This is a genomic window from Leuconostoc mesenteroides subsp. mesenteroides ATCC 8293 (assembly GCF_000014445.1).
GTDB lineage: Bacteria > Bacillota > Bacilli > Lactobacillales > Lactobacillaceae > Leuconostoc > Leuconostoc mesenteroides.
In genome coordinates, this window is sequence record NC_008531.1 from 1,374,913 (window position 1) to 1,388,972 (window position 14,060).

At 36.5% G+C, this 14,060-nt stretch carries 13 protein-coding genes; 1 reads left to right on the forward strand and 12 read right to left on the reverse strand.

What is annotated here, in order from left to right; genetic code table 11:
* Positions 1-14 precede the first annotated feature (14 nt).
* The 4 genes from hpt to larD all read right to left on the reverse strand — a co-directional run bounded on the left by hpt (position 15) and on the right by larD (position 3,522).
* On the reverse strand, positions 15-578 hold the full coding sequence (hpt, locus tag LEUM_RS06780; protein ID WP_011680081.1) for a hypoxanthine phosphoribosyltransferase: 564 nt from the start codon (positions 576-578) through the stop codon (positions 15-17).
* Positions 575-1,870, reverse strand: coding sequence for an adenylosuccinate lyase (purB, locus tag LEUM_RS06785; protein WP_002815074.1), 1,296 nt, complete (start codon positions 1,868-1,870; stop codon positions 575-577). Before purB ends, hpt begins: the two co-directional genes overlap by 4 nt.
* A complete protein-coding gene (locus tag LEUM_RS06790; protein ID WP_011680082.1) occupies positions 1,863-2,627 on the reverse strand; it encodes a formate/nitrite transporter family protein in 765 nt (254 codons plus the stop codon). Before LEUM_RS06790 ends, purB begins: the two co-directional genes overlap by 8 nt.
* Positions 2,628-2,802: 175 nt before the next feature.
* Positions 2,803-3,522, reverse strand: coding sequence for a D/L-lactic acid transporter LarD (gene larD, locus LEUM_RS06795; RefSeq protein ID WP_011680083.1), 720 nt, complete (start codon positions 3,520-3,522; stop codon positions 2,803-2,805).
* 213 nt (positions 3,523-3,735) lie between these two features.
* On the opposite strand from larD, the gene LEUM_RS06800 reads away from it, so the two are divergent.
* A complete protein-coding gene (locus LEUM_RS06800; RefSeq protein WP_002815077.1) occupies positions 3,736-4,188 on the forward strand; it encodes a flavodoxin in 453 nt (150 codons plus the stop codon).
* A gap of 11 nt (positions 4,189-4,199) precedes the next feature.
* Here the strand turns inward: LEUM_RS06800 and LEUM_RS06805 are convergent, their stop codons facing one another.
* The 8 genes from LEUM_RS06805 to LEUM_RS06840 form a co-directional block, all read right to left on the reverse strand.
* Positions 4,200-4,616, reverse strand: a complete 417-nt coding sequence (locus LEUM_RS06805; protein ID WP_011680084.1) for a GtrA family protein — start codon at positions 4,614-4,616, stop codon at positions 4,200-4,202.
* A 43-nt stretch (positions 4,617-4,659) separates the two neighbouring features.
* Complete coding sequence (locus LEUM_RS06810) at positions 4,660-5,562, reverse strand: glycosyltransferase family 2 protein (protein ID WP_011680085.1); 903 nt, start codon at positions 5,560-5,562, stop codon at positions 4,660-4,662.
* A gap of 10 nt (positions 5,563-5,572) precedes the next feature.
* Positions 5,573-6,445 carry a hypothetical protein gene (locus LEUM_RS06815; protein WP_011680086.1) on the reverse strand — a complete coding sequence of 291 codons (873 nt, stop codon included), beginning with the start codon at positions 6,443-6,445 and terminating at the stop codon, positions 5,573-5,575.
* Between the two features lies 1 nt (position 6,446).
* Positions 6,447-8,354, reverse strand: a complete 1,908-nt coding sequence (locus LEUM_RS06820) for an LTA synthase family protein (RefSeq protein ID WP_011680087.1) — start codon at positions 8,352-8,354, stop codon at positions 6,447-6,449.
* 94 nt (positions 8,355-8,448) lie between these two features.
* Positions 8,449-10,218 (reverse strand): 6-pyruvoyl-tetrahydropterin synthase-related protein, encoded by a 1,770-nt coding sequence (locus LEUM_RS06825; protein ID WP_011680088.1) that lies wholly within the window; start codon positions 10,216-10,218, stop codon positions 8,449-8,451.
* A complete protein-coding gene (locus LEUM_RS06830; protein ID WP_232683906.1) occupies positions 10,202-12,139 on the reverse strand; it encodes a DUF6020 family protein in 1,938 nt (645 codons plus the stop codon). Before LEUM_RS06830 ends, LEUM_RS06825 begins: the two co-directional genes overlap by 17 nt.
* Complete coding sequence (locus tag LEUM_RS06835; protein WP_011680090.1) at positions 12,108-13,061, reverse strand: glycosyltransferase family 2 protein; 954 nt, start codon at positions 13,059-13,061, stop codon at positions 12,108-12,110. Before LEUM_RS06835 ends, LEUM_RS06830 begins: the two co-directional genes overlap by 32 nt.
* Before the next feature lie 9 nt (positions 13,062-13,070).
* Positions 13,071-14,024 (reverse strand): glycosyltransferase family 2 protein, encoded by a 954-nt coding sequence (locus LEUM_RS06840; RefSeq protein ID WP_011680091.1) that lies wholly within the window; start codon positions 14,022-14,024, stop codon positions 13,071-13,073.
* Between the last annotated feature and the right edge of the window lie 36 nt (positions 14,025-14,060).

Sequence of the window (14,060 nt, forward strand, 5' to 3'; positions counted from 1 at the left end):
TGCTTTTAAATTTGTTATTTTATTAAATCAACTTTGTCAAAGTCAACAATAGCAATTACTGGTAAGTTTCTGAAAAAATTATTGTAGTCCATACCATAGCCCACAAGGAATTCATCCGGCACTTCCAAACCAAAATAATCAACTTCAAAATCAACTACTCTAGCCTCTTTCTTATCAGCCAATGCCACTGTGGTCACACTTGAGGCACCCTTTAATTCAAAATAATTGTGCAGCCACTGCATTGTTCTTCCTGAATCAATAATTTCATCAACAATAACAACATCCCGCCCAGTTAAATCCATGCTAACATCATGAACTACTTTGACTTGACCAGTTGATGCTGCGCCTGAATAACTTTTAACGTCTACAAAATCGAAATCAACATCCAGTGGCATCTTTCGAAGTAGATCGGTGGCGAAGATAACCCCGCCTTTTAATACGGCAATAAAAATAGGTCGTTCTTTATTTCCCTCAAACTTTGTAGTCAATTCATTAGCCACACGCTGAACCTGTGCTTGAATATCTGTTTCTGTCGCCAACACCCCTTTGATAGCTGGGTGTGTGATTAAAGGTTTCATGCTAGACCTACTCTCTTAAAAATTTCATCAACATGTCGCAAATGATAATGATAATCAAATGCATCGTCAACTTGTTCTTTTGTTAAGTTTGCTTGGATGGTTGGGTCTGCATCTACTAGGTCGCGGAACATCAATTGCTCATCCCACGAACGGGCTGTCAACGGTTGGACAGTGTCATATGATTGCTCACGTGACAATCCTGCATCAATCAAACTCAACAGTAAACGCTGTGAATATATTAACCCATACGTACGGTCCATATTCTTTTTCATTGTTTCTGGGAACACACCCAAATTATTTAGAATACCAGTATGGCGGTTTAACATGTAATCAAGTAACGCGGTTGCATCTGCAAGTATGATACGCTCTGCAGATGAATGCGAAATATCACGCTCATGCCATAAAGTAACGTTTTCCAAAGCAGTTACTGCGTAACCACGTAGCACACGTGCCAATCCAGTAATATTTTCATCACCAATTGGGTTTCGCTTATGTGGCATGGCCGATGAGCCCTTTTGTCCTTTAGCAAAGCCTTCTTCAACTTCATGTATTTCAGAGCGCTGTAGGGAACGAATTTCAGTAGCGAGCTCTTCCATTTGAGTACCAATCAAGGCAATTGTCTGGATATAATCTGCGTGTAAATCACGTGGTAGTACTTGTGAACCAACTGGTTGAGGGGTTAGCCCAAGTTCTTTCATAGCAACTTCTTCAACACGTGGTGGCACGTTTGCAAATGTACCAACGGCACCTGAAAGTTTCCCAGTTTCTACCTCTGCCGCAACACGTTCAAAACGTTCTATAGCGCGTGTTGCTGAAGCATAGAAACGTGCCATTTTCAAACCAAAAGTTGTTGGCTCAGCATGCACCCCGTGCGTACGACCCATCATAACTGTGTCTTTATATTGCACAGCTAATTTTTTAATTGCTTCACGCCAGTCTTGCAAATCTTTTTTTATCATATCATTTGCTTGGCGCAAACGTAAAGCTTGTGCTGTATCAACAACATCCGTTGAAGTTAGACCATAATGAATCCACTTGCGCTCATCACCCAAAGATTCAGATACGTTACGTGTAAATGCAACTACATCGTGTCGTGTAGATAATTCTATTTCTGCTATTCGATCTACATCAAATTTTGCATTTGCACGTATTTTTGCAAGATCCTCGGCTGGAATGTGGCCTTCGGCGACCCAACCAGCGTCAACAGCAATTTCAACATCTAACCATGTTTGATATTGATTTTTCAGCGACCAAATGTCGCGGAGTTGTTCTCGTGAATATCGTTCAAGCATTATTTTTGTCCTTTGTGAAATAAAGTGAAGCAGCGAGTAATAAGCCACCAAACGTGTTACCTAAAAATGCTGGCACAAGATTATGCAACATTTGTACCAATGTAATCGTACCATTAAAATAAGCAGCTGGCAGCAAGAAAAAGTTAGCAATAACATGATTGAATCCAATCAACACAAAGATCATGACTGGAAACCACATACCTACTATTTTCCCAATGGTATCCTTGGCGACCATACCTAAGTATACACCCATCGCCACCAACCAATTCGCACCGATTGCCGAAAAGAAGATCATCGGCATACTTGGAGTTACTTTAGACATTGCCATTGTCGCAACTTGTTTGCCATAAATATCCACCTTAGTCAGTCCTAAATAGTGTCCAAAAATATAGGCTAATAAAATCGCACCAAGTCCATTGAGCAAAGTTATCAGTATTACTTCAAAAAAATAACGTAACCAACCCAAATTACGATTTAAAGCGCCGTAACCAAGAACAAACATATTTCCAGTAGCTAACTCTTGTCCAGTGAACACAATCATAATTAGTCCGACCGGAAATAAAGATGCGCCGACCAAAGAGACAACGGGAGATTGGAGAGCAGTTAGTGGTGCCATTGCACGTATTGCTGCTAAAAATCCCAAAGAAATAGCAACGCCACCCAGTATCCCAAGCGTTACTTTTTTCCTGAGAGGATAGCCAACTTTTCGTCGGACAGTATCAACTAGCAATGCTTGCATTTCATCGTTTGTGTGCATATTCATCTCCAGAATAACTTTATTTAATTTTCTCTACTCAATTATTTTACCAGTTATTTTACTGGTTGCGTTCGTAATTAAATTAGTATTTTCTCACAAAAATAAAAAAAGTTCGGTTTACCCGAACGAAACAGTGTTTTTTATAATTTTAAGCGAACGTTTGGATTGTAAGCGTTCACAGGCCTAAATAAAACTTTGAAAATAAGGCAGCAAAAATTGCACCAACAAATGGCGCTATTCCGGGCACAAGAATACCGTATTGGAAATCACTGGAGGCTCGTCTTTTCCAAGGAATAATTGTATATGCAATACGAGGCCCCATATCTCGAGCAAGGTTCATTGCAAATCCAGTAGTACCACCTAGACCCATACCAACAGCCCAAACTAAGAAAGCCACAGCTAGCGGAACCATACCAGGAACATCCCCCGCTTTTGCAGAAATAGCTAATATACCTGTCAAAAATACGAATGTCGCAAACATTTCAACAAAAAAATTACGTGGTAAGTTACGAATTGCTGGCGCTGTTGAAAAAATATTGCGAACGATTACTGGATCAATATCTTTTTCAGATAATTTAAATTGATCTGCATACATAATATAGACAATAATTGAGCCGAAAACACCACCCAATACTTCTACTAAACTAACAATTAAGAAATAATCAAAATGAATATTTCCTAAAATAAGTTGGGCCATTGCCATTGCAGGGTTAATATAAACTTCCCCGAAGATAAACAAAACAACTGCTATTCCAAATCCCCAAGTTGTAATCGAAAACAGATGACCTGAACCGTGGTATTTTGTACGATTCAACACTTCATCAGCGTGGACGCCAACTCCGAAAATAATCATGAGCGCAGTGCCCATGAATTCAGCCAACAATTGATGTATCATTTTTAATCTCCTAAGGGGTTGAAAATTTGCATGTGAAGTTTCAAATTACAGTCACCTAAACTATATTAAGGCCTCAGAACCAGACTGTAAAGCTTTTTTATGAATTTGTCAACAAACCGTCATATTTCTAGGTGTTTCGTCAAATCGTAGCTTTTAATAGTTTAATAAAATGCTATAATTACTTTTGATAATTAAAATAAAGAGGACTATAAAATGAAAGCACAAGTTGTCTATGCAACTCTTACTGGGAATAATGAAGATGTAGCAGATATTATTATTGAAGCGCTTGAAAATGCTGATGTTACGGTAAAAAAATCTGAAATTAGTCAAACCGAGGTCGATGAATTAGAAGATGTCGATATTGCCGTGGTTGTACCCTATACATATGATCAGGGCTCACTACCAGATGAAGGATTAGACTTTTATGATGATTTAGCTGATGCAAATCTTGCGGGTGTCGTATACGGTGTTGCAGGATCAGGAGATACCTACTATTTGGATGATTATTGCTTAGCAGTACCAAAATTCGAAAAGCAATTTTCGCTTACCAACGCAACTAAGGGTGCGGCAGGTGTCAAAATTAATTTAAACCCACAAGCAAACGATATCCCAACACTACAAAAATTTGCACAAGATTTAATTACTGCAGCTAAAAACAACAAATAAAAAGAAGGCGTTTAAGCCTTCTTTTTAAATATAACTAATTTACTTAATGCAAAGTTGGAAATGATTACAAAAATATTTTGTATGATATTCCAGATTTGAGCATCTTGCTTTAACAAGTTAACCCCAAAATAAAAAATAACAAAGCCAATTACGGCAGTAGCAATTCTTGCTACCAAGAACTGAAATATCTCATTGATTACCGTCTTAAGGTCGTGAGCTGTTGAGTGAAACACCCAAGTTCGGTTTGTAAGATAAGCAAAAAAGATAGACCAAAACCAAGCAAAAAGATAAGATACAGAAGAATTCATATGCCATGCTTGAAAGGCTAACCAAAAGGCAATGATGTTAACCAACATTGTTAAGCCGCCAAATACGATATACAAAATAGCTTCTTGGTACTGAGTCAGCAATAACTTTATTTTTTCCATGAATTTCTCCTAAAAATAAAATAGCCCCCAATTAGGCACTATTTCATTTTTCCTTTAAATCATCTGCAAATTCAATTATTGGATTGAATGTTTTACCAGCCTGAAATCCCTTTTTAAAGATATCAAGCTTTTCTTGCTTTCGTTCTGTATTCGAAAACTTAATTTGGAAATATTCAGCCCACATACGTAGTAACGCACGATTACGACGATAGAAATCACGTTTTTTTGCATAATATCTTTTATTTCGGTAAGAATAAAAGTAACGTGGTGTTCTGTTTTCATTATCATTAAGAAGACTACTACCCACATTTTCTGCCATCTTGTGGGTCACCTTTGCGCTTGGTACAAAATATCCAGGTGCAACACGACCAGCGCGTTCGGTATATTCAATATCATCGCCCCAAATAAAGAATTCCGTGATAGGCAACCCAATCTTTTTAACTACTTCACGTTTTACTAATAATGAAACGAACGTTGCATTTTGTAGTTGCACAGGTTCCACTTGATCCTCTGGAATTACTTTCAAACGATTCATTGGTGCTGGCTGATTCATTAGTGCACGACGCCCATCAGTCCAACGAACATCACTAGACAAGAAACCGAATTGATCTTGCTTATCAGCAAACTTCAATAACTCAGTTAACGTATCTGGATGCACAACAGTGTCGTCATCCATCAACCAAACAAAGTCATCGGTTGTGTGCTCCATAAAGTAGCGCACACCTTTATTAAAACCGCCGGCGCCACCAATGTTTTCTGGTAAACGTACATATTCGATTTGGTTGCCAAGTGAGGTTAGATACTCTTGCGTATCAGATTTACTATTATTATCAACCACAATAATGTGTGAAAGCTTGGTATCTTGCGTCTGTAAACTTTCAATTACTTCTTTTAGAAGAGTAAGACGATTAAATGTGACAATCACTGCACTGACATTCTGAGACATATTGTTTTCCTTAATTCAAAAATATTGTTAAATTTACCACTAATGTTAGTATAAACAAAAAACCAACAGTCGTATAGAAAAAAATTTTTTTAGACATATTCCATTTTACATGAATCGTCACAAAATCTAATAAGAATTCAATGAGTTTTATTGCAGCAATCAAACCAAAAACAGAAATAAATATATTTTCCGCTCGACCATAACTAAAGTACACACCACTCATTTTAGCAGCAATTATCGTAACGATGCTCCCTATCAAAATCCAAATAACTCGCATTTTAGTAGATTTGACAATAATACTATCGTTCATAACGAGCAAACCTGTTCCAAGTAATGCTGCATTTAAGCTGAATGGTAGATCAATAATTTCACCTATATATTGAGGCGCAATCATCAAAACTATTGCAGAAACAATGAGTACGCGTTTATCGGAAATTTTTTGATGCATATAATGGGCTAGTTTCATCGCAATGGGTGTCATCATTAAAAACCAACCGATTGGGTATTTCGTCCAGACTTCCCCTAAGGGCGTATTCAAATTCCCCTCATTACCAAGTGCACCAGCAGAGATAGCATCCCACCAGTTTCCCATAGCAAATTGAAATGGTGTGCGCACAGGAATCACCTGCAATGTGATAAAAAATCCAATGACTGCTAATATGGTTGAAAGCAGCAAATAACAATCAAAGATGTCACCTGGTTTACGATCTTCCAATGATGCCAATCGCGCAAGGCCCACCAATAGTAACGGCCAAGAAAAGTAACTCACCAGCTTACCTAATCCATGAAAAGCATGTAAATCACCTGTAACTTTTGTTAAATACACAACGCCAATTAAAGCAATGATGACCGTTAAGAAGGCGTTTAAATATTTTTTTGTCATATTATTTCACCTTCTGGAAAAACTTTGTTTTTAGTAAATAGTTTTTACCTGTCGTAATATCATATTGCACGAGTTTAAAATCCTTCACAAGCTTTTGTTGTTCTGCCGTCAAAGATTTTTCATCAATATTTTTTCCGTTTTTATCAATAAATGACAGTTTACCATTCTCATCACGTTTGTAGTTGTTAATTGTTGGTACTTTTTCAAGCAATTCGGTCTTCAATGCCCAGTACGGATCGACCTTCATATTGTTCATTTTAAGCACCATTGCAGTGAAATCAGATGGGTCTGCATAGCTTTCTGAAACATCAACTGTACCGTTAGCTTTTTTGGCTGCATCATTTTGCCAAATAAAATAGGGTGTTGAATGCGCTGATAAAGCATCTGTAGATGTGTTCACGAAGCTAAATATTCCTGGCCAGTGATCCCCATACCAGACCAGTGTAACCGGCCGCTTTAATTTGTTTAATTTATCAAGAAATGCTTGTGTAGCGTTATCCGTGTAATGAAGTCCCTGCAAATAAGATTCTATCGTATCCAAATCTGCATTTGAATCAGTTGGCTCAATAACATTGTAATCACGTCCGGAAAATGTCCAAGGTGTATGATTTTGCATTGTTAATAATTGAATGAATTGGCTGTCATTACCACTACTAATTTTAGAAAGCACATTTTTATATGCTGAAGTGTCGCTAGCATGATTGCCGCCACCAACTGAAGCTGTATATTTGACTGGTGTGTCACTGTCAGTTGTATAGAAATAATTAATACCCATATTTTTGTACACAGCACGTCGATTGTAAAACGAACCCACATATGGATGGACCACAATTTTTTTATCAAACTGTCCAGTGACCGTTGATTTTTCATTAATGCTACTTGTTAATTGTGAATACGGCATCGTAATTGTTGGCTTATAAGCTGTGATATTAAATCCCGTCAAGGTCGAATATTCAATTCCAGCAGTACCACCGCCATATCCTGAGGAAACCATATGGCCAGAACTTGTAGTATTCATAATATTATTGAGCTTTTTTAAAGGATTATCACTAATTGTCAATCCTGGCACATAACTTGGTTTTGTTAAAGATTCACTGAGCGTATAAATAACTGTTTGGTTTTTAAAGTTTTTATTTTGTCGTGTTGCATTGATGCTTTTTGCTTCGCCTTGGTATTTTTTTACAAGTTTCTTCATCGTGGCCTGACTATAACCCTTAGGTTGTACCATCGCATCTGTCGTTCGTGAATTTAGCAACGCGACAATTCCACCATTAGAAACAGCATCGTAAAGTGAATCCCATACTTTAGGATCATCCCCGAGCTTAATAAAGGTTTCTTTATTTTGATCAGAGTTTATTTGGAAGAAAGGCACTAACGCCAAAATAGAAATAATCATTAATACTGCACGCCAGCGAATTGATCTAAAGACAATCCATTTACTGCGACGGTAAATAATGAAAAGTAACACCGCCATAACAATTAGAATTACCACAAAAGCTATTACTAATTTGATATCTAACATTCCAATCAAATTACCAAAAGCCGTCACTTCTTGTAGACTTGCCTCGGTTATTGCTTCTTGTCTAACGTTAATCAATTGGTATTCAGCAACCGTTACGATGGCTGTTAGAACAGCCATTACGATAATTGTTACCGGTATCCGATTACTAATAAGAGTAATAAGCCACATTAATATCATTAGAACCAATACGTTTATACCGGCCGAGGTCGTTTGATTGATGACAAATTGGATACCATTTGTCCAAGCACTACGCCCCCAATCACCAGTGCCATAGGTCGGATCTGTCAGCATAACGCCAATCTGAATAATGTAAAGTGATACTATGGATAACCACAGGAACAAAAAATTAAGTCGTAAAAATTTAAATATTTTATACTTTATCTTCATTTTATTTTCCATTCTAAAAAAGGAACAGTGCTGTGCACTCTCCCCCAATTAATATAAATTCTATTATACCGTAAAACAAACAAATTTTGTGGCACTAAGTTAAACGATCTGTTCTTTGAAGTCTTTTATGAAAACTGAGCAATGTAACCAAGGTTACCGCAGATACTAAGTTTAACACAATTAACCAATTTGGCACCTGTTGTGTAATTTTTATTTTAGAATTAGCAGCTAATGCATCTTGTAGTTTTAAGGCAATTTTGCCATGTTTAATGAAAGTTTTTTGTTGCTTACCATCAATAGTTGTATTTACACGTAAGCCTTTGTAAGACAATATAGGTAATTCAATAATTGAATTTGATGGAATCATTTTTTGAACATTCATATTAATCGATTTTAAAGTGGGATTATAATTATTTGTATTGTATGTTTGACCACGTTCATCTATAATTTGATGTTTTGTCAGCAAAATACCAGATTTATCTGCCCCAATGAAAGTACTCTTATCGTTAGGATTTGACAAAGCAGATTTTGGAATGTAGTCCGTGTAGTTCTTCAAGTACCAAAATCTCTCATTGTTGCTTATTTGATTGCTAAAGGTCATGTCTGATGAATACCCATAGCCATCATGTATACCATCATAAAAAGTAGTATATTCTTTTAAATGTTGTGCCGTCCATAATTGTGAGTTACTATTTGGAAACCAATTATTTTTCACCACACCAGCCATGATAATGACTGAAATCAATCCATAAGTGATTAACCCGCTGTGGAACCTTTTAGTATTTTCATGTGTTTTTTGATTAGCTTTCAAATCTAGCAGTGTAAACATTAAAGCTAAGGCTATTCCTGGTTTGATAAATCTCGTAGCAAACTGTATAAAAGTTACTGGACTGTTTCTTAGATAGTACGGCCACGGTGTAAAATTAGTACCTAACAACATCACAATTAATCCCAGAACAACACCTAATGATGGTTTACGAGATCCAACGACAATACAAATCATGATGAAAAACAACGGTAACCATATGTCAGGACTATCACTCGGATTTAAAAATAAATGACTGAGATCCTTTACATTATTTGCAAACACACTAGTACTGACTACAGGCTTTTTAACATTGTTAAGCAGTTGGACAATTAATATAGGCCCTATAGCAGCAGCTGTTGAAAGCAATGTTACTATGCCGCCTAAAGTTATTACCCAAACAATTTTTATTTTATGATTGTTTTTAATGAGCAAAATGAATAAATAAACCGCAGTAAACATAGTTAATATAAAGAAGGTCATAACATGTGAGTAAGCAGCGATGCTTAACCCCACAGCGATATGGGCAATGATTTTCTTTAATTGTCCCTTTGTTTCTTTTGAAAAAGCATAAAGGCCATAGGCTAACCAAGGAATACCAATATATGCAGTCGATTCCGCTATGTTCCCCGGCGCTAATGCTGTGATACCAATAGTGCTCAACCATAGAATACTGCAAAAAAATGCTATTTTGCGTCCCAATTTACTATGATAACGCAAAATAATATAAACTGATGTTCCGGACAGAAAAGTAGTGAAAATCATACTTATTTTGAATGCTTGTATTGCTGAATGCGTAAAGAAAAAAATAGTTTGAACAATCTGAAGTGTTAATGCTGGGTAAAAAATATTCGTAGCTAAGCCATATTGTCCTAACGTAGTAAAATTTTGTGGATACAAGAACGCCAATCCTGATTGTCTCAAGTTTTCAATGCGCGATACATGATAATAAGCATCCCAAGGTAAACGAATTGGCACAAAAAATATCGCGTTAAACAAAATAGCAGTTGTGACTGCTATACCAACAACTGCTACTAATTCTTTATATACTTTCTTCATTTTTTTTACTCTCCTTGTTCACATTAACAATTACTGCTAATAATAACGGTAATGTATAAATAGCTGGGAGCATGTAACGTTCCATACCATTTACGGGAGACAATAATGGTACGACTGCCAATAAGCCAATTGGAATAAAGATGAGAGCTGAATAGCTCTTTTTATAAAGGCAGTAGGCAAAACTGAAAAGAACTGCCCACAAGGCAAATGCCGGTTGAAGAATTGTTCTGATAATAGGTAATGAGAATACTGTGTTTGGCCACTTAATATATTTTCTCGTAGCATCAGAGAACCAATAATGGATCTCCGGATACCAACTTGGTTGCAAGAATGTATTATATTTCATATACTCATTGCCATACATGATCCCTCGTGAATCAGGATTACTATCGAGTACTGGATTTAAGAACGAACTGTCGGCCGCAAAGAAAGTAACAACGTAAGTCTTAGGGTGCTTCAATAATTGCTTAAACCAAACCATCAAATATTGTCCAGTTTGTTTCTTGATTTTAGGTGTGGCCTCTTTCTTAAGATGACCTAGTTTTAGCTGTTTTATTTCGTAAGAACTACGTAAAAAAGAATCAACTGGGTAAAGGGATTTCAAATTGTCCGCATTATTAACATTAAAGTGATTTTTAATTTCCTTAACTGGGGTAATCTTGTTGATTGTAGCTAAATCCTTTTTGCTCAATGATTCCGGATGGTTGATAACTACTGCTGACAACTGGCGCATCGGTAAACTAATAACTTCAGCTGTTGATCCTGAAACAACATTCATCGCTGGTAAGGCAACTTTGTTCCAACCAACGTATACTGACAAAAATACTGCCAGACCAATGATGAGCTGACGAGGCATTCTTTTGTTTCGGACAATTTGTACAATAAGCAACACAAATAGTGACAAAATGACAACATAACTACCGTCATTTCTAAATAATGACATTAGTATGCCAGAAACAATTAGCTGCACATATAAAATCATTGGTAACTCAGTTTTTAAGTTCGCCACTAAAATTTTAGCATAGCATAATACAAACATTGTAGTAAATGCCAAGAAAAGTGGTGTCTTCTCTATTGTAACTTGCCAAAAAGCTACAAATGGTGAGGCGTAAAAAATAAAGGCAACCACAGCTGCTTTCTTTCCCCAGCACTCACCAATAAAACGAACGACTTTAGCGTACACCAGTGATGAAATGATTATTTGCACCAATACAATTAAAAAGAGTCCAAAGTTTGGACCAGCAATCTTTTCCCCTATTGAAAATAAACTACCAAATACCAGTGTTGAGAACCATGGATGATGATTTGTAGGATAATAAGTAAAGTCCAGTTCAGCAACGTGTGTATGAAAAAACTCAAGGAATTGGCGGTAACCGTCCCAAGAAACCATCCCAGGGAATAAAGGGAAAATTTGAATTATCCAAATCAATCCCAACCCTATAACGATATACCAATAATTTATGTAAAACTGAGATACCCTTAATTTACTAATGACTTGCCCTAAAAAAATACCAAAATTAGTAAAAATAAAGGCGAAACCACATAAGGCTACCAAAGTGATGAGCAAGTTTGTTTTGCCCATTAAACTTGGTACATAGGTAATGTTATCAGAGGGAGCCTGATACACTGACATAGTTATCACATAAAAAATAGATAAGATTGACCCTAAAAGCCAATAAGGCCAATATGATTTTTTGAATATATCTAGCTTAATTTTATACTGAAATAAAACCAGCAAAACAATAATTATCATAGCTAGTAAACTTTCATAAGCCGAAACAGAAAAACGTGCGTGTATCCGACTTGATAAAGTCTCAAAGCTAGTTGAAGGATAAGCGATACCCAGCGCTAAATAACTGATGAAACAGAACACGTAATTTATAACTTTTTTATTCATTTGAATACTTTTTAATTTTTTCATTGGCATTTATCAAATTTAACTCAAAATTTCGCTTGTTGCTTGATTGAATAGCATTCAAAATGGCTCCAGCAAAAAAAGCAGTGACAGCAACACTGAATAGAATCATCGTGACGACTAGCGTTGGCATATTATCAACTCTCCCCGTATGATAGTATGGAACAAAAACACGAAAAGCAAACAACAGCAGTGATATGAGCGACACAATCCCAGCAGATATACCGAAAAACGCAAAAGGATGATAAATACGATATAAATTGACGACAGTTTTTAGTACCCGTAATCCATCCCCATACGTATCAAGTTTAGACTCAGATCCTTCAGGTCGATCTCGATATTCAATAACTTGATTTTCAACTAACATCTTAAATTCAGTGGCATGAATCGACATCTCTGTTTCAATTTCAAATCCTCTAGACAATACTGGGAATGTTTTTACAAATTGATAACTAAATGCGCGATACCCTGTGAGGATATCTTTAATATTTGTCTTAAACAAAGTATTAATGAGTCCACGTACCAAGGTGTTTCCGGTATTATGAAATGGACGGGTGTTTTCTTCGAAGTACGTTGAGGATAGTCTATCACCCACAACCATATCAACCTTCTTATCAACTACTTTTCGATACATGTCCGGGATTGCTTGAACAGGATATGTATCATCAGCATCAATCATTATATAGGCTTCAGCATCAATTTCTCGAAACATTCTTCTAATAACAGCCCCTTTACCTTGTGCATATTCATGGCGAACAACTGCACCGGCTGAAGCTGCTAATTCAGCTGTGTTATCTTTTGAATTGTTGTCGTAAACGTAAACAACGGATCCGGGAATATTCTCCGTTACTTTTAATACGTCATTCACTACTTTAACAATTGTTTGGCTTTCATTGTAAGCCGGTATTAATATCGCAAGTTTATCCATACTTCTGTCCTAATTTTCCTCTTTCTTAATAAAAATAGGTCGCTTCTTCGTTTCTAAGAAAATAGCAGCCATATACCGACCGATGACACCCAAACTGAGTAATTGAATACCGCCAATAAATAATACAATAGTAACCATTGATGGCCAACCGGCCACACTATTATTATTAACCAGCGCCCTAATAACTATAAAAGCTGCGCTTAATAGTGACAAAGCGAAGGATAATAGTCCTAGCACCGTTATCACAGTTAAAGGTACCGTTGAAAATGAAACTACGCCTTCAATAGCATACTTTGTTAATGACCAGAATGACCATGATGTGTTCCCCGCAACACGCTCACGATTTTCAAATGGTATGTATTTCGTGTTAAAACCAACCCAAGTAAAGATACCCTTACTAAAACGTTGATTTTCACTTAATGACAAAATAGCATCTACCATCTGTCGAGTCATGACACGATAATCTCGTGCGCCATCAACAAGATGCGTTTGACTAATTTTGTTCATCCAAGTATAAAATTGCTCGGAAAACCATGACCGAATTTTTGCCTCGCCATTACGATTGGCTCTACGGGTCCCAACAGCATCATATTCACCGTTTTGAACTTCTCTCAGCATTTCTGGCAAAAGTTCAGGTGGATCTTGCAAATCAACATCCATAACAGCTACATAGTCACCATCCGCTTGCTGTAACCCAGCATAAAGGCCTGCTTCTTTGCCAAAATTACGAGAAAAACTAATATAATGAACATTATCATTAATTTTAGATAAATCTCGTAAGATCGATAGTGTACTGTCTGTCGAGCCATCATCAATGAAATGATAATGAACATCAGCAGTCAAATTAGGTTTGAGCTTCTCAATAGTATTATAGAAAATATTAATCGTTGCCTCTTCATTATGAACAGGAACAACTAATGATAATATATTTTTCTTTAAGTGTCGTTGGACTGTACTTTCCATTATGATTCCCCTCATACTTTATGTACGCCCCCAAAT

Bases quoted from the DNA above. Each gene is read 5' to 3' on its own strand.
- hpt (WP_011680081.1), bottom strand. From the start codon at position 578: ATGAAACCTTTAATCACACACCCAGCTATCAAAGGGGTGTTGGCGACA.
- purB (WP_002815074.1), bottom strand. From the start codon at position 1,870: ATGCTTGAACGATATTCACGAGAACAACTCCGCGACATTTGGTCGCTG.
- LEUM_RS06790 (WP_011680082.1), bottom strand. From the start codon at position 2,627: ATGCACACAAACGATGAAATGCAAGCATTGCTAGTTGATACTGTCCGA.
- larD (WP_011680083.1), bottom strand. From the start codon at position 3,522: ATGATACATCAATTGTTGGCTGAATTCATGGGCACTGCGCTCATGATT.
- LEUM_RS06800 (WP_002815077.1), top strand. From the start codon at position 3,736: ATGAAAGCACAAGTTGTCTATGCAACTCTTACTGGGAATAATGAAGAT.
- LEUM_RS06805 (WP_011680084.1), bottom strand. From the start codon at position 4,616: ATGGAAAAAATAAAGTTATTGCTGACTCAGTACCAAGAAGCTATTTTG.
- LEUM_RS06810 (WP_011680085.1), bottom strand. From the start codon at position 5,562: ATGTCTCAGAATGTCAGTGCAGTGATTGTCACATTTAATCGTCTTACT.
- LEUM_RS06815 (WP_011680086.1), bottom strand. From the start codon at position 6,445: ATGACAAAAAAATATTTAAACGCCTTCTTAACGGTCATCATTGCTTTA.
- LEUM_RS06820 (WP_011680087.1), bottom strand. From the start codon at position 8,354: ATGAAGATAAAGTATAAAATATTTAAATTTTTACGACTTAATTTTTTG.
- LEUM_RS06825 (WP_011680088.1), bottom strand. From the start codon at position 10,218: ATGAAGAAAGTATATAAAGAATTAGTAGCAGTTGTTGGTATAGCAGTC.
- LEUM_RS06830 (WP_232683906.1), bottom strand. From the start codon at position 12,139: ATGAAAAAATTAAAAAGTATTCAAATGAATAAAAAAGTTATAAATTAC.
- LEUM_RS06835 (WP_011680090.1), bottom strand. From the start codon at position 13,061: ATGGATAAACTTGCGATATTAATACCGGCTTACAATGAAAGCCAAACA.
- LEUM_RS06840 (WP_011680091.1), bottom strand. From the start codon at position 14,024: ATGGAAAGTACAGTCCAACGACACTTAAAGAAAAATATATTATCATTA.